This is a genomic window from Paenibacillus sp. 1011MAR3C5 (assembly GCF_003591485.1).
In the GTDB taxonomy this organism is placed as follows: domain Bacteria; phylum Bacillota; class Bacilli; order Paenibacillales; family Paenibacillaceae; genus Pristimantibacillus.
The window spans coordinates 307,963-327,055 of sequence record NZ_QZCF01000004.1 but is presented as its reverse complement, the minus strand read 5'-3'; the positions used below and the strand labels follow the sequence as shown (position 1 = coordinate 327,055).

The window sequence follows — 19,093 nt, the reverse complement described above, 5'->3', positions numbered from 1 at the left end:
TAATGCCTATGAAACCGGAAACCTATCGCGTCGCATCCAACCCGACCATCGAGAAAGCCAGTGAATCGGCCGCCCTGCGCGTCTTGTTCTCCGGAGAGAGCCAGACAGCGTCTGGCCACATCCTTGGACCGAAGGTATATGACTTTTATCTCATGCATCTTGTCCTATCTGGCCGAGGCATCTTCGAGCTGAATGGCAAGAGCTACGAGCTGGAAGCAGGGCATACCTTCCTTATTAAGCCGGGGCAGCTCATTCGCTATGAATCGGATGAAGCCGATCCATGGCGCTACAGATGGATCGCATTTAAAGGGACGGAAGCGGCTGCTTTAGCAGAAATAGCTGGTTTTGATACCGGGGAAACACAGCATAATCGCCTATCCGACCTTCGCCGGGCATCCACTCTATATCGAAGCGTCTATCATGCATTAAGCGGAGAAGGCGCTGCAGCCGACCTGGAGGCCGCCGGATATCTCCAGCTTCTCATGGCGGCATATCGCAAAGCGGCCATTGCTTCCAGTCGGCATACAGAAGAAGCAGATAGTCATGGCGACCAGCTCCATCAACGGGTTGTCCGCTTCTTGTCCGCCCAATATACACATGCCGTGTCCATTGAAGCGATGGCCGATTCACTCGGCTACAACCGAGCCTACCTGTCGCGCGTCTTCAAGAGGAAGACCGGTCTCTCTCCCGTCTCCTTCCTGCTCAGGCTCAGACTGGACCGGGCAAAGCTGATGCTCCGCGAGCGTCCCGAATTGACTGTGGGACAGGTCGCAGCTTCCGTCGGCATGCAAGACGCTTTGTACTTCTCCAAGCAGTTCAAAAAGCAGCATGACATGTCTCCGATTGCTTATAGGCAGGACATATTGGGACAACAGAGGGATTCCTGATATCCGGCGATGGATATACTACGGATAGAGCTTTCAAGGGGAAGGGTGTATCTATGAAAGAGCTTCATACAGGCCAGCTGTATTGGCCGACCACACGATTGAATACCAAGCCTTACCCCGCACTGGAAGAAGCGGCCACCGCCCGGATCGCTATCATTGGGGGCGGCATGTCGGGCGTTAACTGTGCCTACGCCTTCGCTACAGCAGGTCTGGATACCCTGTTGGTCGAGCGGAGAGAGATTTCGGAAGGAAGCACCTCGGCCAATACGGGCATGCTGCAATATAGCAATGATACGATGTTATGCGATCTGATCGTTCAGATTGGCAAGGCTAATGCTCAGCTTTTCTATAGGAGATGCCTGCAGGCGGTCGATGAACTGGAGCAGGCTGCGGCAAGCTTGCCCGAATCTGTCGGCTTCAAGAGAAGAAGCAGCTTCTACTTCGCATCCACAGAACAAGATCTCCCCAAGCTGAGGAAAGAGTACGAAGCGCTCAGCGAAGCTGGACTTCATGTGGAATTCTGGACATCCAATGACATCGTGAAGCACTTCCCGTTCAGGAAACCCGGAGCTATTGTCACTCACGGTGACGCTGAAGTGAATCCGTTTCAATTCGTTAATTCCCTTGCGGATGCAGCAGTCAAGGCCGGAGCACGGTTGCATGAGCATACCGACATCGTGCGGCACGAGCCGCTTCCGGACGGAAGGCATAGGTTGCACACATCCAGCGGCTTTACGATCGAAGCCGACTACATCGTCTGCGCAGTCGGCTACGAGCCGGAAGAACTGCGCGGCAAGCTGGTAAAGTCTAGCATGAATCGTTCTTATTCTATCGCCACTAGAACCATACCGGAGCCGCTGCTTAAGCAGTGGCATAAGCAATGGCTGATTTGGGAGACGGCCAGACCCTATCTATACATGCGAACAACGGAAGATGGGCGCATTATAGCGGGCGGGCTCGATGAAAGAATAGAGCAGCCGGTGCACAGTGAAGCGATCATGAAAAAAAGAGGCGAGCAGCTTCTGGGTAAGATACAAGCCTTATTCCCTGACTGGCCTCTTGCCATTGAATATATGTGGAATGCGACTTTCGGAGAATCGCAAGACAATCTTCCCTTTATCGGCGAGGACCCTGCACTGCCAGGCGTATATTATAATCTGGGTTACGGCGGCAATGGCACCATTTATTCCATGATTGGCGCACGAACGATATTGGGAATGCTGCAAGGCGAATACACCTCGCATCCCTTTCCGTTCATCGGCATACGCCCGTGATCTAGATGACACTATGTAGGTCTCACAAATAAAGCTGTCTCCCCGGCATCATTCCGAGGAGACAGCTTGCATTTTGCATGGAATCAAGCCGCAGCCTTTTTTCCTTTGCCCTTCCCTTTCCCTGGCTTGATTCCGAACAGAGCAACCACACAGCATATCAAGGCTACACCCGCCAGCAGATAAAACAACCATTCCTCATGACTCAGAAGAGCGGAAGCTGTTAACGGACCGACGGCCACGCCGATAAATCTCATGCTGCTATACAGGGATGTAATTGTCCCGCGCTGCTGCTTCTCGACGCCTTCTGTAATGAGAGCATCCAGGCTTGGCAATGACAACCCGATTCCAATGCCCCCAGCGAACATGACCGAAATAAGGAATACGATGCTCTTCGTATTCACAAGTCCGCATGTCAGCATACCCGCTGTCAGCAGGGCTGCCCCGATGACAGAGAACCATTTCATCTTCGGCTTGTTCTCCCCAACTAGTTTGCCGGCAATGAAAGAACATAAGCAGATGGCGCATAGCGGTATGGCCAGCAAGAGTCCCTTCCATATCCCGTCTATATGATAATGCTCCTCCAATACGGATGATAAATAATAAAGAAACCCGAACATTACAAACATCAATATACCGCCGATTGCGAAGATGCCATAGAGCCAGCGATTTTGCGCCAGAATATCTTTTGTATTTTTGGCAAATTCCCTTAACCCTTGCGGACTGTCCTTCTTCTGCTTCTTAGGCTTGGGTACCTTGACGAAGTAGGCGACCGCTATTATGGATATGGCAGAGAACAAGGGAATAACGGCCAACGGCATAAACCAAATAATCAGGGCCAGAGCTGAACCTAGAATAGGACTCAACACTTTGCCGAACGTGTTGGATGTCTCAATCATGCCGAGTCCGCTGCTGATCTGCTGTTCACTTCGGAACATATCTCCGACTAAGGGAAGCACGATCGGGAATGCACCGGCTGCTCCCAGTCCCTGTACGAACCGACCGCCCAAAATCACATAGTAAGCCCCTTGCTCCTGCAACAACCATGCTCCTAATCCCGATATGATGCCTCCGATTGCCGCAATCGTTAAACCGATCAGAATAATGAGCTTTCTGCCGAAACGATCCGACAAGTAACCTGCAATCGGGATGCATATAATGGAGACTGCGGCATACACCGTAATGATCAAGCTGGATTGAATGGCCGTAATGTTCAGCTTCTTTTGCATGAGGGGCAGAACAGGAATCAACATGGAATTGGCAAGCGTCATTATGAGGGGAATGGAGGCCAGCGCCGCCAAATCCCATTTCTTCTTATCGCTCACGCTTACTCCCCATTCTATAGTGGGATAACAACGATTAGACGAACTGAACGCCGCTTCTGCAGGCCCTCAGGCCTTCCCCGATTAATCTGTGCGGTTAAGCCAAATATATTCCGTCCCCGTACTGTCAGAATATGAATAAGACAGGGATACCTGCCCATAAGCTAATGAAGGGAGGGATCGTACATATGGATGAGCAAGCTTGGTTCGAGCACCGATTCTGGCTGCAAATATTGGGCGATCATGCCAGATTCATTTATAATGCGCTATCGCCTGTAGAATTAAAGGATATCCAGACCGCATCGCGATTTATTCATCATTTTGACCAATTGCTGACGCAAGCAAGGGAGCAGTCGGTTCCACTTGCCGAGCTGAATTCGGCAGCTAGCGCCTTAACCGGTCAGCTCCGGTCCTTCAAGCTGGACCTGCTGGACCGATCATTGCAGGGCAAGGTCAAAATCGGATTGACGCCCACTTTCCTGAATCACATGGTGAACGAGCTGGAAGAGTATGCGAGAATTCTGGCCTCTTTGCTGGAGGGAAAAGGGGTTCCGCAGTTCCCTTCACTACATCACGATCTGCTCTGGCTGCAGGATGCCTCGGGACATGCCGCTTCACTTGCGATGGATCTGGATGCGGTCGAGAAACGGCTGATCAAGAAAAGCCAGAAGTTCGAAAAGCACTTCACCCAATATTATATGAAAGCAATCGAACTGACCGGATACTTCCGAACGATGCGGGATCGCTATCCCGTACTGGGCAAATTCCATAATGACGTTAATTTAGAGATGAAGGTATTCATGTCCTTTCTCAAGGAATTGGAAGAGCTTGAGCTTGGTGAAGAGCTGCTCAGTCGCATCGATCCGCTTATGCCCAATCACATGTACCGGGAAGAATGTTATTATTTGCTCAAGCTGTCCCAGGGCGGAGACATTGCACTGCCCAATTGCGACCCGGCAGAACCTAGAATTTAGCAGGAGGTCGTACCTATGAATGAGTATCATTATGCTCAGAGGCCCACGGGCATTCATGACCAGCTTGACGCCGCATATTCAGCCTCTCCTATGGCAAGGGTTGTCTCCCGCTTGGCTCCCATTGTACAGCCTGCTTACGTGGGCGGCATGCCTGCTGCCGGTACGCCTATACAACAAGCAGCCGCTATCCCACAAGCGATGCAGTACGTCACCAGTCTTGATCCCGTATTTGTCGATCATATCGGGCGGCACAAAGGACAGGCGGTTTCCATTATGACAACGGCCGGCTTGCTATCCGGCGAGTTGTCCGGTATAGCAGTCGACCATATCCAGCTCACGCTTGAGAGCAATCGGGCCGTGCATATTCGTATGGCGCAGATTGTCTATTTCGAAGGTCATCCGATTGCATATGATTGAGTGAGAAATAAGCTTCCGTTCATATTAATGGATGTACTTCCCTTGCCTCGGTACGGCTATTTCTGAAAAATGATCCGCAAGCCGGCTCAACTGAGACGCAAGCTCATCATCCTTCATTGGCATGCCGTGGCCGGTAATGACGGAACTGGGCTTAAGCGCCTCCAGCTTGCGGACGGATTGATGGGCAAGCTCCCAATCGGTTGTCAAATACTTTGGAGGGCCGTTAAGCTCTATTTCCTGTGTAAACACCTTGTACAGCGATTCTTGCTTAACTGTCACAAAAGCGTCTCCTGCTATTAATACCCGATCGTCTGAGCGAAAGAGCGAGATATGGCCCGGTGTATGACCAGGCGTATGAAGCCACTTCCAATCAGGCAAAAAAGGAACGCTTCCGTCATCAGGCAGAGGATGTATATATTCGCCTAGTTGAATCGGACGGATCGGGAACAGCGGCGACAGCTTGGCTACTAGTCCGGCATCCACACTTGAATCCGGTTCGGGATAGCTCTGTCGTCCTGACAAATACGGAATCTCCAAGGAGTGAGCATAGACTGGGACCTGCCAATGTCTAACAAGCTCAATAATCGCACCGACATGGTCGAAGTGACCATGCGTCAATATGATGCCCTTGGGTTTGTTCTGACTTCCGTAACGCAGCTCTGCAGATGCGATTATAGCTTCGGCCGAGCCAGGCATCCCGGCATCAATCAGTACCCAATCGGCCTCATTCGGCTTTCCGATAAAGCATACATTAACGATCTGAACGGTATAGCCAGCAACATCTGGCGCCACCTCATGAACATCCCCGCTTTCAAGAGAGGTAACCGGAAGATAATGATAGTCGCTTCCGTAAGATAAGGAATCGGTCCGCATCTCATTCACATTCTCTTCCATCATCTTAGCTCCCATCCGCAATCCGGTAAGCGCCGCAGCGCCGGAAGGCCGCCTCTGCGATACCAAGCTTGGAGAGATCCGGACCTCCATCCTTATCAAGCAGGGACTTGCTCTCGTTCGTTTCTACGACAAAGGCAATTGCACCGCTCCTCACTGCTTCCGAGCACAGCTGCGATTCCTTGCTGTCCAGTCCGAGCGCTTGATAGGCGCGGGTACTGCTGTTGTCGATAAACCCCAAGGGCGCTGCGGTTGAATAGTTGGCGTTCCAGCCGCCACCTGCCGAATCCAGGAATGAAGTCATTCCGTAACCGCCGGCTACATTCGGATAACCATTGCTAGGATTAATGACTAAGCCCATATAGCCAAGTTCGCCTCCCCTGGTGCCTGTCTCCTCCAGCTCGCGCATTTCCTCCACATGAGTGTCGGTCTCCGTCTCAATTCGTCTGGAATGCTCCCAGTCCTTGGTCAGAATCAGCATCTCCCCCGGTGTGAATCCCGCTTGCTCCAGCTCCCCAATTGCCGCTATAACATCCTGCTGTTTTTCGAATAATCCAATTTTTTTGGCCATAGTGGTTCGCTTCCCTTCAATTGAGGTGATTGTACTTAAGGATGGTATGCCCAATGCGCCTAGGAATCAGTCGAATATGTCGTATGAAGCAGAAATTTGACAAATAACGTCATATCGAGGGCGACAGGTTGTGCGGGCAGCCAAGTTCGGGGTATGATGTTGAGTAGATATGGGAGAAAACGGAGAAGGGGGATGGAAGAATGATTCATCGGATGCTTCGTTATCCCGCGGGCTGGGAATGGCATGTCGTTCAGCAAGCCAGATACGAGTCCCTGGATCAGCAGCCGCTCCCGAGCAGGAAGTCCGCCGCAAGAGGCGACGACTCTTCTGCACTGACACGTACGAAACCAAAACCTTCGATGTCCGAGACGCAAGTTCAAGCCGAAGAGCATATTACGGAATTGAAACGCGAATTTCCGGAATGCGCCGTCTGGCTGGATGAATGCCAGGGCAGACGAATGAATCATATATATGTAGACGACCAACCGGAGATCGGCCCGATTCTATGCGGCACCTTGATGATTCAAGTCACGGAGGATCAATCCGACGTGCAGCCGTTCCACTTCTGGTTATCTCGAAGCCGCCTCATCACGATGCATGAGGATATGCGTATACCGCTCAGGCTGCAGTCCGGCACCCACACACTGAAATATGAAGAGTCACAGATAGCGCCGGAAGCTTTTTTCATTATGATCAGTGTGCTGCTGGAGACTTTCCACATCGGACTGGACGGATTCGAGCGAAGACTCGGCGAGTTGGAGAAGACGATGCGAAAGCGCAATCAGACCGGATTGCTTGATGTCATCTTCGAAAGGCGATACGATCTTCTCCACTGGAGCCATCTCTTCATCCCGATTAGAGAGATGTACGGCGCAGCCAAAGAAACGTTCACAGACGATCTGGAGGAGAAAGAAGCCTTCATCCGAATTACGCATAAGCTGGAACGCATCGAGTCGTTGCTGAAGCATTATGCGCTGGAGATCGATACGCTCATCTCCATGGACGACGCCATATCCAGCTTCCGGGGCAATGACATTATGAAGACGTTAACGATCTTCACCGTGCTGTTCCTGCCCGCTACCATTGCTGGTTCGCTTATGGGAAGCAACTTCGACAAGCTCCCTTACAAGAATCATCCTTGGGGATTTATCGCGATGGTAATCGTTATCTTCGCCATTACGATCGGTATTTACATCTGGCTTTATAAGAAAGGCTGGACCGGCGATCTGCTGAACAAAAAAGGCGGACCGGTGCTACTAAGCGAGTCAGACTCCGACGTACAGGAGGGGCGCTCGCGCCTCCATGGCAAACGAAAGAAGCCGTCCAAACGCTCTCAAACGGCAGCATCTTCAGACGCCTCTCAACCAAATGCGCTGCGTTCCCGTAAAAATCGCGTGTAAACGTGATTTACAGGAACGCTTTTTCATGCAGCCCTCCGCTGGTACATATCCTGGGCTCCCGACATACACTATCCCATCAGACGGTTGTGACGGAGGGATAACCATGATGTCAGAATCTGAGCATGCTCGTGGAATGGAGCCGGAGCTGGGGAGCGCGCTATTCATGGCTGCGGTATGCGGACAAACTTACGTACAATTCAACAACAAGGAAGACGGCTTATTTCTTGTCCCCCGCACATACAGCCTTGTAGGGGAATTTACAGCCGCGAACGCCTATGACGAGCGCCAGGAACGCTTCGGCTTTCTGATTGTATCCGAGCAATGCGCGATATTGGCCTTCCGGGGTACCGGCTCCGCGGTTGATTGGGTATCCGACTTCATCGCCCATCAGACTGTATACCGGCCTGTGCGCAATGCAGGACTGACGCATAAAGGCTTTACCGATATTTATATGTCCGCACGGGACCAGGTGCATGCTTTGCTTGGGCAGCTTCCTTATGACAAGCCTCTTTTCATTACAGGCCATAGTCTGGGCGGCGCCCTCGCTACGCTGGCCGCGCTTGATATAGCCACGAACACGCCGTTCTCCGCCCCTATGGTCTACACTTTCGGCGCACCGCGAGTCGGAGATCCAAGATTCGTTCAAACCTACAATTACATCGTTCCCGTACACTTCCGTTTCCAGAATGAGTTCGATATCGTTCCTCATTTGCCCCCGCTCGTCTATCAATCGCCCAGATCTAAAGGCACGTATTTTTATTTGCATGTGAAAGGCGAGGTGCAGCGCTCCTTCCGTATGGGCTCCGTCTCCGCCAATCATATCTTATCCAGCTACTTCGCCGATTTGGCCAAAGAAAAACCCGCAGACGCGGCACTGATGTGTGCCGAGCCTCCGGGCTGGTGTCCAGCTATTGAGGATGAATAATCGGATGTGTCTATGCCGGCAGAATGTAGAGCAGAATCGCAAAAAAATGTACAATCGAACCCGCGAGTACGAACAGATGCCACACTGCATGATGGTACGGGAAGCTGCGCCACATATAGAAGATGGTACCCGCTGTGTACAGAATACCGCCTGTTACGAGCAATTGAAGTCCGCCTGGCGCCAAATGCGTAGTTAAAGGCTTCCATGCGAAGACGATAATCCAGCCCATCGCGATATACAGAATCGTCGAGGTGAACAGGTATCTGGACGGGAAGATCGACTTGAACACCGTCCCGACGATGGCGATCCCCCATACGATGCCGAACAAGACCCAGCCGAGCGCGCCTTGCACGATATGGAACAGGATCGGCGTATAGGTACCCGCAATAAAGACATAGATGAATGAATGGTCAAGCGATTCGAATACTCGCTTAGCCTTGCCTACAGGGAAGCTATGGACAAGAGTAGAAGCCAAATAAAGCAGCAGCATGGCGGAGCCGTAGATCGTAAAGCTGACGACATGCATGGCCGTTCCCTTCAGCGACGCGAATACGATGAGCAGCACAAGTGCAGCTATGCTGAGCACCGCTCCTATTCCATGCGTGATTGCATTGGCGATCTCCTCACCCTTGGAGAATGTATGTGTATTAGCCATAAGATAACCATCCTCTTCCAACGAACCTGCCGGAGCAATCCGTTTTTGGTATTGATGCTTACCTTCCAGTCTATAGGATTACAGCCATTCTTTCAACCACGCCCGCACCCGTCCAATCGTCTTATCCAGGTTGCATACCGACTCCGTATCCATGAACGGCTCCGTATTGCGGAAGTAATCCGCATGTCCGCCTACAGTCGGGATGCCTTCGACATACCCTGGCGCATACTTGAGCCGATTCCAGGTCGGCATCGTGCGTCCCGACCTTGTCCAACCGCCCCAGCTGCCAATCCGGCTGATTGGATCATTCAGCTTGCCCAAGCTGTCAATGGAGTGAAAATAACTTACGCGATCTCTAAGCTCAGGATGAATCGGCGTGCGAGGCGAGCCCACCTGCACAACACGGAAGTCCCGCACCGCCCCTTCCTCCTCCAGCAATCGGGCTGCCTGGTAAGCTGCAGCGCCGCCTCCGCTATGTCCAATGAAGAGCGCCTTCTCTCCCTTGACCGTGTCCTTGATCTGCTGCCATACATATTTCCCGCCGATTCTGCCTGCCCTCATCCGGTTGGACAAATCCGTCTTGACCTCCAGCAGCTGTCTCATCAAGCTTCGGCTGGCATCCCCATAAGGAAACAGCACCTGGATCGAATGCTCAATTCCCTCTGAGTGAAGCTGCTCGGTAAGCCTCGCTTGACATGCATTGAAGGAGCAAGGGGTTGTCTTCACTCCGGCAAGCAGATAGACGCGGAGCGACGATGTATTGGCTGCCATAGAGAATCCCTCCAGTGAATAATCGATTGTGAAATCGTTACCCTCATTATGCGGGGACTCCGGGATAATCATTCTTGAATTTCGCTGTCAGTTCCGACCACACTTATAACCCGGCCATTCGTCCCATGATCTTGTTATCCATGCAGCATATGCTATTGGCAGCGCTGACACGTTATAACTAGGCTATATCCTATTCACCCAATCGGCGAAATGCGAATCGGCGAATATAAAAAGAACGCCAATCCGCATACGCGGCTGACGTCCCGTTCAGGTGATATTGCGTGTTATACGCCCATTTTTTTGCGCTGGTTGTTAACTTTTTTGGTGTTCTGGCTCTTCATTTCCTGAGTCCCCGTAGATAGGTGTTTCTGGCCTGGCTTGCCGCCAGATGCAGCTTGTTTCTTCTGAGCCAGCAATTGCTTGGCGCGCTCGGCCTGACTTAGCGCCTTGGTTGGCTGAGCTTCGTTTTGTTCATTCGTAGACATAGGGTTCACCTCGCTTTATGCTCCAATCCATTCTATTCTACTACACTTACATATCGTGTAAAAGAGCCTTTCGTCAGCCTTATCTGATTCTTTAACCGGAAATCCGCTTTTTTGAAACGATCGGTCATGTCCTCCGTCGTGACAATAACCGCTCGCTCCGCTAATCTACGTACGGACCGCAGCATCTCCAACGACTCTTCCTCCGGCAAGACGGAGCACAGATTATAAGGCATATCCACCACTGCGGCGTCATAGCGGCGCTTGGTTTCATCCCGCATGTCGCCCAGCCTCACCGTATCGGGGTAGCCAAAGTGGGCCAGATTCAATCTGGCTCCCCGCACCGCAAGCGGATTCCGGTCAATGCCGTCCATCGCAATGCCCATGGACATCGCTTCGATCAGCACCGTACCCATACCGCAGCATGGATCAACCATGCGCAATGATTGCGGATTCGATCCTCCGGCAGCAATGTTCACCATCGCTCTTGCGGCTCGGGTCGGAAGCGCGGTGGAATAGTTTTGAGGCTTGCTTTGATGCCTGAGCCAAATCGATTCCGCTTCCTCGCAAGGACCGAACAGCCAGCTTCCCTTATACCGGACCAGACCGAAGAGCATATCAGGCCTGCGCATCTCCGCTTGACCCTTCAGGACTGATCCTGCCGACCTCTCCAGCAATCGCCGATCTTCGTAAGCGTGATGCTCGTCACCTACCGTATACAGCACCTTGAAGGTCCCTTCTAGCGGCTTCAGCCGCGCCAATTGCTCTTTCAGTTCAGATAGGCTCGCCGCTTCCTCGATAATCTGGATGCGCCGTTTGAAGAACGGGCTTCTGCTCACAGACGGCGAGTCATCGCTCACCTGCGACGCTACGATGCCATGACTGATAGCAGCCGCCTCGCCGAACAAAGAGCGAAGCTCCAGCGCGCATAACTCTTCTTCATCCTCATGTCTTGCATATGTATAGATGGCTTTCATGCTCTCACACCTTAGCGTTTGCTCTCATCTTCTCCATCCGGCTGGTTCTCCGGCTGCTCATCGGAAGCGTCTGACTCCTTCACGCCATCGTATGCATAGCTCGCTTCGAACTTATCCGATTCGGATGGCTGCTCGCCGACGCGCTTCTCCAGCGCTTTCACTGTCTTCTGCAGCTTATAAATGCGCAGCATGCCGAACAGGCCCACCGTCAACCCGCCAAGCAGCGTCGACACGAGAATGACCAGAATCAGCGGCGTATTCGTCTTGGCGAATAAAAAATTCACCTGCACCTGATCCACATTAATGACGGCGAATACAGCAATAACCAGCGCAAATGCGAATGCCGATATCAGTATGCCTTGTCCCTTCATGAACGATCCCTCCAGTTCTTAGGTTAAGATTCTCATAATTAGTCCAAATAGTCTAGTGTGAAAGAGGAGTTCCTATATCAACAAAAAAGAGCCGGCCGAACGTCATGATGACGAGAGGCCTGCCCTGAAAATTCAATTGCGAAGTTTTAGTAACCGCGGATATAGGCTTCCGGTACATGCGCACGGAAGTCCCCGCCTGTCTCCTTGATGGCATGAATCGCCCAATACGGGTCGCGCAGCAGTCCGCGTGCGACGGCGATCAGATCCGTCTTGCCGCTTGCCAGCGCCTCCGCTGCGAAGTGAGGATCGTCCAGCATGCCTACAGCGATAACGGGGACGCCTAGCGCTTCCTTCACCGCATGCGCAGCTTCCAGCTGGAAGCCCGGTTCTACCTTCGGCCGCTTGTCTTGCGACGGCGTGCCTTCGCCGCCTGTCGAAATGTGCAGCAGGTCAACTCCCGCTTCCAGATAAGCGCGGCATAGCTCAATACCATAATCGATACCATAGCCGTCCTCTACGTATTCCAGTGCCGAGATACGGAATAACAGCGGCATATCTTCCGGCATATGCTTCTTCGCTTCAGCGATGACCTCTCGTCCGAACAGCGTCAGATCTTGACCATATTCATCGTCGCGCGTATTCGTGCGCGGCGAATGGAACTGATGCATCAGATAACCGTGCGCGCCATGCAGCTCGATCGTATCAAACCCCGCTTCTACCGCTCTGCGGGTGGCGTCGCCAAATATCTTGACCATAGCCCGTACTTCTTCCGTCGTCAGTGCGCGCGGCTGCTTGTACGTCTCGTCGAAAGCGATAGCCGATGGAGCAACAGGCTGTGCGGCATCCTGCGCCTTCCGTCCGGCATGTGCGATCTGGATGCCGATCTTGGCGCCATGCGCGTGGGCGGTGTCCACAATCCGCTTCAGCGCCGGAATGTGGTCATCGGACCACAAGCCCAGACATTGGTCCGTTATCCGGCCATCAGGCTCGACATTCGTCATCTCTACGATAATAAGACCAATGCCTCCAAGCGCACGGGATGTGTAGTGAACATAGTGCCACTCATTGGCGATTCCGTCTTTCTTCGTAACGCTGTACTGGCACATAGGCGCCATGACCGTCCGGTTGCGGAGCTGGAGTCCTTTCATGGCAAAGGGTGTATCTAACGTGAATCCACTCATTGATTTCTTCCCTCCTTGAATCGTCTGCATGACCGCGCCGTTCGAACGGTACGTGGTTATCTATTGTACTGCTGCGTTCACAGTCATGCAAGCACTCAGAGAGGGCTGCCCGCTCCAACCGCTTGAAGCCAGGCTTTGGCCATCAACGCATGTCCGGCTGGCGTCGGATGGATGCCGTCCGGGGCCCAGTAATCGATAGGGGCATTCGCTCTCGCTTGCGCAAAGAGTCCATCCAGCGGAATATAGATCGCGCGAAGCTCCTCCGCCAGATCACGAATCGCATGGATCTTCGGATCGAGATCCTCTCGACACTGCCTGCGTGATGCCACATTAGGCAGAACAAAAGGCTCAATGAGAATCAGCCTTGAACCGCAAGCTTCCACAGCCTCTATAAGCAACTGCCGATAGATGCCGATAAACGTCTCTGTCGTGGTATGCTCGTTGCTGTCGTAGCGTCTCATCGCATCGTTAATGCCAACCATGACACTGATCCAGTCAGGCTTCAGCGCGAGGCAATCCTCTTGCCAGCGGCTCTCCAAGTCTATCACTCGGTTGCCGGAGATGCCTCTATTAAAGAACTTAACGCCAAGCTGCGGATACATAGCACCGAACAAGCCAGCCGCCATCAACGCATAGCCGCTTCCCAAATGATGAGGATCTTCATAATTGCGGGCGGCATCGGTGATGCTGTCCCCAATGAACAGTACCGTCTCACCCTTCTTGATTACAGGCCCTGACAATCCAATCATCTCCATTCTATAATGTTAACTGCTATATATAAGATATATCGGCAGCCCCGTAACGAATGAGAGTAGCAATCGACTTGCTCGGCTTTCTATAATTTTCATAAGCCTCCGCCGCTTGCTCTAGCGGATAGACATCCGTAATCAGCGGCTTCATCGAGATACGGCCCTCTCCCAGCAAGCGGATGTATTCTGCGATATTGCGGCCTTCTGTCCACCGAACATGGCCGCTAGGATAATCCCGGTTCTCCAATTCATATTGCTTGTCATAGCGTCCCGGCCCGCCAGCTCGCGAGATGAGCACCTGGGCTTCCTTGGCGAACATCAGCCCTCTGGAGAACGTCATGCTCAGATCGCCGACGATCACGACCTTGCCGCGATCCCTGATCCACTCCAGCGATTGATTGATTAAGGCTTCTCCCGGACCTCCGGCGCATAATAGCACCGCATCCGCTCCTCCTGATCCTACCGCATCCCCAAGATTGGCGCTTAGCTTGGCAGCATCGTCATAGATATGGGGATAGCCCTGGCTTCTCAGCATGTCCGCCCTCTCTGTACTGACGTCAACGCCGGCCGTTCGAATTGCGGCAGCGCTGGCAATCTGAGCGATCAGATTGCCAAGCGTTCCAAGTCCCGCGACAATCGCCGATTCGCCGAAACGCAAATCCGCGACACGCAGCGCATGAATGGCAATCGCGCCTAATCCCGCAAAAGCCGCTTCTCTCGGATCGACATGATCAGGCACGACAGCCGTCAGATTGGTTGGCACATTCAGCCGTTCGGCATGGCGAACATACGGCACGCCGTAGCAAGCGAGCCGCTGACCCGGCTTCAGACCGATTACGCCTTCACCCACGTCTTCCACGATGCCTACCGCGCTGTAGCCCAGCGGGGTGAGGGTATCCGAGCCGCGACTGACAAACCCCATCTCCGTGCCCGGACTTATCGCCGAATATTCCGTCCGAATAAGCACATGGCCCGGTGGCGTCTCGGCTACCGCCATATCGGCGATTACGATCTTTCCGTGCTGTGTGGCAACTGCTTTCATCTCGTTAGCCTCCCGTGCTTATCAGCCCGTATTTTGTTTTTGCTTTCGGTATTCGCTCGGCGATATGCCGTAATATTTTTTGAACGTTGTTGTAAAGGTAGAGGAGTTCAGATACCCCGTCCTCTCTCCAATCTCCGATACGCTGTAATTGGAATGCTTGAGCAACTCCCGCGCATGGGACAGCCGCACTTTGTTCAAGTATTCCACGTAATTGACGCCAAAGGTTTTTTTGAAGTAGCTGGAGAAGTATTTGGACGATGTCCCCGTCACTTCCGCAAGCTGATCCAAATATAAGTTCCTCATATAATTCAGTTCAATATACTGGGAGATGTAAGCCTTGTTGAGCTTGCTCGCCGGTTCTGCCGCCTCGCTATGATGCACAATATGCTGCGCCGCATCATGCAGAAGCTGCTCCAGCTTCTCCGGGCTTGCTCCCGTCGTCTCCGCGGCGCGAAGAAATTCGCTCTCGAGCAGGTACAACTCATTGTTCCGGTTAGCAGAAGGGGACGCGTGGCGAACCATGGCATAGAAGAGCGACTTTGCGATATATGCGAATTGATGCTGATGCACATTTCGCTGCGCCGTCTCGCGAATCGTCTCTGTAATGATCGCTTTGCTCTCCTTCAGCTTGCCGTTCATGACGAAGCTTGCCAGCTTCTCCAGCTTCTCGATTGGAAGCGGCATGTTCCACTCGTACTCCAGCTTGCCCGCATCAATGACCGCGGCCCGCTCATTCACATGGCGGTACGCCATGGCACTCGTCAGGCTTTGATAGGCCTTGCTGCAATTAGACAGCTCCGAGGCATACACCTTGCTCACGCAAGCGATTCCCGTATATCCGGACAGTTCGCCCTGCTGCAGCTGTCCCAGCAGCAAGCCGAGCAGCTTGAGCAAGGTGTCGCGCTCGCTTGACTGCCGAATGCCGATCAGCGCCAGGAACTGCAGCTCTCTCTCATGATAGACATTCGCCATGGCCTGCCTGTCGCGCAGCCCCGTCCGGAGCAGCTCCGCCATACGCTCGGCCGAGACATTCACTCCTTCTTCAGCCTGTGCCGGAGCGCTCCAGCGGAACATGACCATCACGAACTGCTTGTTCAGGAAAAAATCCGTTTCGTATCTATGCATGAGCTGCTCATGCTCAGCCGATAATTCGCGTTCATCCAGCGCAAGCAGCAGGATGCCTCTGCGCGCCTCCGCATCCACGAATGCCAGCTGTTTTTTATACGTTTCGTTCTCCGCTTGCATATGCTTGATTCCGCTTAAAATCTTCGCAAAATCATTGCCGCCATGCCGTCCGCCAAGCTGATGCAAAATCCGCTTCACCGGCTTGTTCAAATAAATGCTGAGCAGGATGGACAGCAAGATAGCGCACAGGATGGCCGTAAACATAATAAGACGGTTCGCTTGCGAGACGGAATCGATGTTCTGGAACTGGAACGGAATCTTCTCTACATAAATAAACTCGTTAAAATCCGATTTGTAGAAATGGTATTCATAGTTTTCCCGGGTCAGCGATGCTTCTTGGGTCGCGCTCAAATAAACCTCTTCCATCATACCGGTAATATTAAGCGTTGAATCGGTGCTGTACACCACTTGCTGATTCTGATCGAGAACGATGAGCGAGGCGCCCGGAATCATCAGATTCTGGCTGACTTGCTTCATGAATGCCTTTTCATTAATGAGCAGCATCACATTTTTGTTGGACAATCTGACCTTATTGCCGCCGGCTGCAATCATCAGCTTCTTGGTCGTCTCCTTGAACGTATCCGAAGAGATGCGATAATAATCGCCATGGAACACCTTGAATGAATTCCGTTCCTTCATATAGGTACGCCAATAGTTTACATTGAACCGGTCATGCTTGTATTTTTGATTAAAAAATTGCGTCAGGCTGCTCGTTCCCGAAGAGGTGATGACAAGATCGTGATTATCGTAGAAGATAACCGCTTCCTCGATAAAGTCGACCGAAGACACAAGCGATGCCAGGTTGTCTTGCAGCAGATACACATCCGACATGTCTACCTGTCCGTCCTCGCCCGGCTCCAGCACATTGTAAGGAAGCATGTGTATGGAATGAATCAGATTGTTAATCGATCGGAAGTTGTTGTCGAAGGACCCGATCATCGCCTTCACCGCCAGCGAATTGTTTTCCGTCATCCGGTCGTAGATGCCCGAGATTGAATTTCTGTAGAGATAGTACATGGAGATCACCATGATTCCGATGACAAGCAGCATAGCGAAGAAAATCTGGAAGGTACCTTGATTTTTCAATAATCGCTTCATCCTGTCGGTCACCCTTTCTGCTCATGCTGTATCCCAACTATTTCTACAGAGAGAGGTATTACCCCTTCTCCGCCCCCAACATCACACCTTTGGCAAAATACTTCTGCACAAACGGATAAATAAGCAATACCGGCACCATCGACAATACGATCGTAGCATTCTTCTTTGCTTGCGGCGCCAGCGCGGAGGCATCTACCAGACTTGCTCCACTGCCTTCGTTGAAGATCAGCATATCCCTAAGCACGACCTGGAGCGGATACATGTCCGAATCATTCAAATAAATCATCGGCAGGAAAAAGCTGTTCCAATGGCCCATGAAATAGAACAAACCGATTGAAGCAAGCGCCGGCTTCGACAGCGGGATGACGATGTTAAACAAAATCCGGTATTCGGAAGCGCCGTCAATGAGAGCAGCTTCTCGGATCTGCGAAGACATATTCTCGTAGAAGCTCTTCAGAATAATAAGCTCCATCGTCCAGATGGCATTCGGGATAACGAGCGACCAGACCGTATCTGTCAGTCCCAGCTCGGAGACGATCAAGTAATTCGGAATAATGCCGGGATTCAGGAACATCGTCAGTACGATGCCGAACATCCAATATTTCCGCCACAGGAAATCCGGCTTCGACAGCGGGTACGCGGCAATCGCCGTGACAAGCAGGTTAATGGACGTGCCAAGCGTCGTGTAAAGGATGGTGTTCAAGTAGGCGCGCGGAATACGGACATCCTTCAGCACATCCACATACGCTTTGAAATTCAGATCAATCGGATACAGCCATACATTGCCCTGAATGACTTGAGATGTGCCGCTGAGCGAGATCGCGAATATATAGACGATCGGATACAGCGTCACCAAGGCTGCAATCGTGAGCACCAAGCCGTTGAACAGGCCAAACAGCGTAATTCTCGATTCTCCTACCATAAGCCGCGCCCCCCAAGCTTTCTGCTGATGAAATTAGCGGATAACAGCATGATCATGGCAATCAGCGCTTCGAACATGCCGACAGCCGCAGCATAGCTGTAGTTCGTCTCCAGCAAGCCTTTGCGGTAGACGTATGTCGAGAAGACGTCTGCCACCTCGTAGGTTGTCGGCGTATAGAGCAGGAGCACTTTTTCATAGCCGACACGAATCATTGAGCCTGTCTTCAGGATGAACATGACAAGCACGGTCGGCAGAATGCCTGGTATTGTAATATGCCAAATGCTGCGCAGCCTGCTGCTGCCGTCCACTCTTGCCGCTTCGTACAGCGTCGGACTAATGCCCGATATCGCAGCTAGATAAATAATGGCTTCATAGCCGGCGGTTGACCATATATCGGATACCACATAAACCGTCCGGAACCACTCCGGCAAGATAAGAAAATAAATTTTTTCGAGTCCGATCCACGCGATGAACTGATTAATGATGCCGCTGCCCGGCGAGAGGAAGTCAATAATCATGCTGCTAATAATGACCACGGATAGAAATGCCGGGAGATAGGTAAAGGTTTGTACCGATTTTTTGAACCATTTCACCCTTACCTCATTAAGCAGAATCGCAAGGATGATCGGAAACGGGAATCCGAATATAAGCGAATAGAAGCCAAGCAGCAGCGTGTTCTTGAACAGCAGATAGAAGTCATCGCTTGTAAAAAACTTGACGAAATGCTTCAGTCCTACCCAATCGCTCCCCATAATACCCTGAAAGACGCTGTAATCCTTGAACGCTATGATTAGTCCATAAAGCGGACCGTAACGGAACAATAAATAAAATACAATACACGGTATAAATAAAACCAGAAGCTGCCTGTCGCGCTTCATATGCTTCCAGGTCGCATGCAGCCGCGATCGGAATGAAGCGGAATGCTGCTTATGCTTATTGACTGTCGTCCCGGTGACTGGACTAGGCATGTGCCGTTCCCTCCTAACGCGATGGCGGCGGCGT

20 protein-coding genes are annotated in these 19,093 nt (G+C 52.1%); 6 read left to right on the top strand and 14 right to left on the bottom strand.

From position 1 onward, the window contains the following. The first annotated feature begins 8 nt into the window (after positions 1 to 8). Positions 9 to 887, top strand: a complete 879-nt coding sequence (locus D3P07_RS15160; RefSeq protein ID WP_119801065.1) for an AraC family transcriptional regulator — start codon at positions 9 to 11, stop codon at positions 885 to 887. Positions 888 to 940: 53 nt separating this feature from the next. Then, positions 941 to 2,161, top strand: coding sequence for an NAD(P)/FAD-dependent oxidoreductase (locus D3P07_RS15155; protein ID WP_119801064.1), 1,221 nt, complete (start codon positions 941 to 943; stop codon positions 2,159 to 2,161). 83 nt (positions 2,162 to 2,244) lie between these two features. Here the strand turns inward: D3P07_RS15155 and D3P07_RS15150 are convergent, their stop codons facing one another. Next, the gene (locus D3P07_RS15150) at positions 2,245 to 3,483 is read right to left on the bottom strand and encodes an MFS transporter (protein ID WP_259391520.1); all 1,239 of its coding nucleotides are present in this window, start codon (positions 3,481 to 3,483) and stop codon (positions 2,245 to 2,247) included. Between the two features lie 185 nt (positions 3,484 to 3,668). Here D3P07_RS15150 and D3P07_RS15145 point away from each other — a divergent pair, with 185 nt between their 5' ends. Together D3P07_RS15145 and D3P07_RS15140 are read left to right on the top strand one after the other, a co-directional pair. Next, the gene (locus D3P07_RS15145) at positions 3,669 to 4,454 is read left to right on the top strand and encodes a DUF2935 domain-containing protein (RefSeq protein ID WP_119801063.1); all 786 of its coding nucleotides are present in this window, start codon (positions 3,669 to 3,671) and stop codon (positions 4,452 to 4,454) included. Between the two features lie 15 nt (positions 4,455 to 4,469). Further along, a complete protein-coding gene (locus D3P07_RS15140; RefSeq protein ID WP_259391519.1) occupies positions 4,470 to 4,871 on the top strand; it encodes a YuzF family protein in 402 nt (133 codons plus the stop codon). A 24-nt stretch (positions 4,872 to 4,895) separates the two neighbouring features. Here D3P07_RS15140 and D3P07_RS15135 read toward each other — a convergent pair whose 3' ends face one another. Both D3P07_RS15135 and D3P07_RS15130 read right to left on the bottom strand, forming a co-directional pair. Beyond that, complete coding sequence (locus tag D3P07_RS15135; RefSeq protein WP_259391518.1) at positions 4,896 to 5,768, bottom strand: MBL fold metallo-hydrolase; 873 nt, start codon at positions 5,766 to 5,768, stop codon at positions 4,896 to 4,898. 1 nt (position 5,769) lies between these two features. After that, complete coding sequence (locus tag D3P07_RS15130) at positions 5,770 to 6,333, bottom strand: general stress protein (protein WP_119801062.1); 564 nt, start codon at positions 6,331 to 6,333, stop codon at positions 5,770 to 5,772. Positions 6,334 to 6,533: 200 nt separating this feature from the next. Here D3P07_RS15130 and D3P07_RS15125 point away from each other — a divergent pair, with 200 nt between their 5' ends. Both D3P07_RS15125 and D3P07_RS15120 read left to right on the top strand, forming a co-directional pair. Further along, entirely contained in the window at positions 6,534 to 7,733 is a 1,200-nt protein-coding gene (locus D3P07_RS15125) for a magnesium transporter CorA family protein (RefSeq protein WP_119801061.1), read from the top strand. Positions 7,734 to 7,836: 103 nt separating this feature from the next. After that, positions 7,837 to 8,658, top strand: a complete 822-nt coding sequence (locus D3P07_RS15120) for a lipase family protein (RefSeq protein WP_259391517.1) — start codon at positions 7,837 to 7,839, stop codon at positions 8,656 to 8,658. Positions 8,659 to 8,668: 10 nt separating this feature from the next. Here the strand turns inward: D3P07_RS15120 and trhA are convergent, their stop codons facing one another. The 11 genes from trhA to D3P07_RS15065 all read right to left on the bottom strand — a co-directional run bounded on the left by trhA (position 8,669) and on the right by D3P07_RS15065 (position 18,969). Then, positions 8,669 to 9,313 (bottom strand): PAQR family membrane homeostasis protein TrhA, encoded by a 645-nt coding sequence (gene trhA, locus D3P07_RS15115; protein WP_119801060.1) that lies wholly within the window; start codon positions 9,311 to 9,313, stop codon positions 8,669 to 8,671. 78 nt (positions 9,314 to 9,391) lie between these two features. Continuing rightward, positions 9,392 to 10,084 carry a hypothetical protein gene (locus tag D3P07_RS15110; protein WP_119801059.1) on the bottom strand — a complete coding sequence of 231 codons (693 nt, stop codon included), beginning with the start codon at positions 10,082 to 10,084 and terminating at the stop codon, positions 9,392 to 9,394. 284 nt (positions 10,085 to 10,368) lie between these two features. Continuing rightward, the gene (locus tag D3P07_RS15105) at positions 10,369 to 10,569 is read right to left on the bottom strand and encodes a hypothetical protein (protein WP_119801058.1); all 201 of its coding nucleotides are present in this window, start codon (positions 10,567 to 10,569) and stop codon (positions 10,369 to 10,371) included. A 32-nt stretch (positions 10,570 to 10,601) separates the two neighbouring features. Beyond that, entirely contained in the window at positions 10,602 to 11,543 is a 942-nt protein-coding gene (locus D3P07_RS15100) for a TRM11 family SAM-dependent methyltransferase (RefSeq protein WP_119801057.1), read from the bottom strand. A gap of 11 nt (positions 11,544 to 11,554) precedes the next feature. Continuing rightward, entirely contained in the window at positions 11,555 to 11,914 is a 360-nt protein-coding gene (locus D3P07_RS15095) for a LapA family protein (protein WP_119801056.1), read from the bottom strand. 146 nt (positions 11,915 to 12,060) lie between these two features. Continuing rightward, complete coding sequence (locus D3P07_RS15090) at positions 12,061 to 13,095, bottom strand: NADH:flavin oxidoreductase/NADH oxidase (RefSeq protein WP_119801055.1); 1,035 nt, start codon at positions 13,093 to 13,095, stop codon at positions 12,061 to 12,063. A 95-nt stretch (positions 13,096 to 13,190) separates the two neighbouring features. Further along, positions 13,191 to 13,835 (bottom strand): SGNH/GDSL hydrolase family protein, encoded by a 645-nt coding sequence (locus tag D3P07_RS15085; RefSeq protein ID WP_259391516.1) that lies wholly within the window; start codon positions 13,833 to 13,835, stop codon positions 13,191 to 13,193. Positions 13,836 to 13,866: 31 nt separating this feature from the next. Next, complete coding sequence (locus D3P07_RS15080; protein WP_119801054.1) at positions 13,867 to 14,886, bottom strand: zinc-dependent alcohol dehydrogenase; 1,020 nt, start codon at positions 14,884 to 14,886, stop codon at positions 13,867 to 13,869. Positions 14,887 to 14,907: 21 nt separating this feature from the next. Next, a complete protein-coding gene (locus D3P07_RS15075; RefSeq protein WP_182914339.1) occupies positions 14,908 to 17,157 on the bottom strand; it encodes a helix-turn-helix domain-containing protein in 2,250 nt (749 codons plus the stop codon). A 70-nt stretch (positions 17,158 to 17,227) separates the two neighbouring features. Further along, on the bottom strand, positions 17,228 to 18,091 hold the full coding sequence (locus tag D3P07_RS15070; RefSeq protein WP_119801052.1) for a carbohydrate ABC transporter permease: 864 nt from the start codon (positions 18,089 to 18,091) through the stop codon (positions 17,228 to 17,230). Beyond that, positions 18,085 to 18,969 (bottom strand): ABC transporter permease, encoded by an 885-nt coding sequence (locus D3P07_RS15065; protein WP_259391536.1) that lies wholly within the window; start codon positions 18,967 to 18,969, stop codon positions 18,085 to 18,087. Before D3P07_RS15065 ends, D3P07_RS15070 begins: the two co-directional genes overlap by 7 nt. Positions 18,970 to 19,093 lie beyond the last annotated feature (124 nt).

What these genes read in the sequence shown, in the direction of transcription:
- D3P07_RS15160 (WP_119801065.1), top strand. Translation starts at nt 9, where the DNA reads ATGAAACCGGAAACCTATCGCGTCGCATCCAACCCGACCATCGAGAAA.
- D3P07_RS15155 (WP_119801064.1), top strand. Translation starts at nt 941, where the DNA reads ATGAAAGAGCTTCATACAGGCCAGCTGTATTGGCCGACCACACGATTG.
- D3P07_RS15145 (WP_119801063.1), top strand. Translation starts at nt 3,669, where the DNA reads ATGGATGAGCAAGCTTGGTTCGAGCACCGATTCTGGCTGCAAATATTG.
- D3P07_RS15140 (WP_259391519.1), top strand. Translation starts at nt 4,470, where the DNA reads ATGAATGAGTATCATTATGCTCAGAGGCCCACGGGCATTCATGACCAG.
- D3P07_RS15135 (WP_259391518.1), bottom strand. Translation starts at nt 5,768, where the DNA reads ATGATGGAAGAGAATGTGAATGAGATGCGGACCGATTCCTTATCTTAC.
- D3P07_RS15130 (WP_119801062.1), bottom strand. Translation starts at nt 6,333, where the DNA reads ATGGCCAAAAAAATTGGATTATTCGAAAAACAGCAGGATGTTATAGCG.
- D3P07_RS15125 (WP_119801061.1), top strand. Translation starts at nt 6,534, where the DNA reads ATGATTCATCGGATGCTTCGTTATCCCGCGGGCTGGGAATGGCATGTC.
- D3P07_RS15120 (WP_259391517.1), top strand. Translation starts at nt 7,837, where the DNA reads ATGATGTCAGAATCTGAGCATGCTCGTGGAATGGAGCCGGAGCTGGGG.
- trhA (WP_119801060.1), bottom strand. Translation starts at nt 9,313, where the DNA reads ATGGCTAATACACATACATTCTCCAAGGGTGAGGAGATCGCCAATGCA.
- D3P07_RS15110 (WP_119801059.1), bottom strand. Translation starts at nt 10,084, where the DNA reads ATGGCAGCCAATACATCGTCGCTCCGCGTCTATCTGCTTGCCGGAGTG.
- D3P07_RS15105 (WP_119801058.1), bottom strand. Translation starts at nt 10,569, where the DNA reads ATGTCTACGAATGAACAAAACGAAGCTCAGCCAACCAAGGCGCTAAGT.
- D3P07_RS15100 (WP_119801057.1), bottom strand. Translation starts at nt 11,543, where the DNA reads ATGAAAGCCATCTATACATATGCAAGACATGAGGATGAAGAAGAGTTA.
- D3P07_RS15095 (WP_119801056.1), bottom strand. Translation starts at nt 11,914, where the DNA reads ATGAAGGGACAAGGCATACTGATATCGGCATTCGCATTTGCGCTGGTT.
- D3P07_RS15090 (WP_119801055.1), bottom strand. Translation starts at nt 13,095, where the DNA reads ATGAGTGGATTCACGTTAGATACACCCTTTGCCATGAAAGGACTCCAG.
- D3P07_RS15080 (WP_119801054.1), bottom strand. Translation starts at nt 14,886, where the DNA reads ATGAAAGCAGTTGCCACACAGCACGGAAAGATCGTAATCGCCGATATG.
- D3P07_RS15070 (WP_119801052.1), bottom strand. Translation starts at nt 18,091, where the DNA reads ATGGTAGGAGAATCGAGAATTACGCTGTTTGGCCTGTTCAACGGCTTG.
- D3P07_RS15065 (WP_259391536.1), bottom strand. Translation starts at nt 18,969, where the DNA reads ATGAAGCGCGACAGGCAGCTTCTGGTTTTATTTATACCGTGTATTGTA.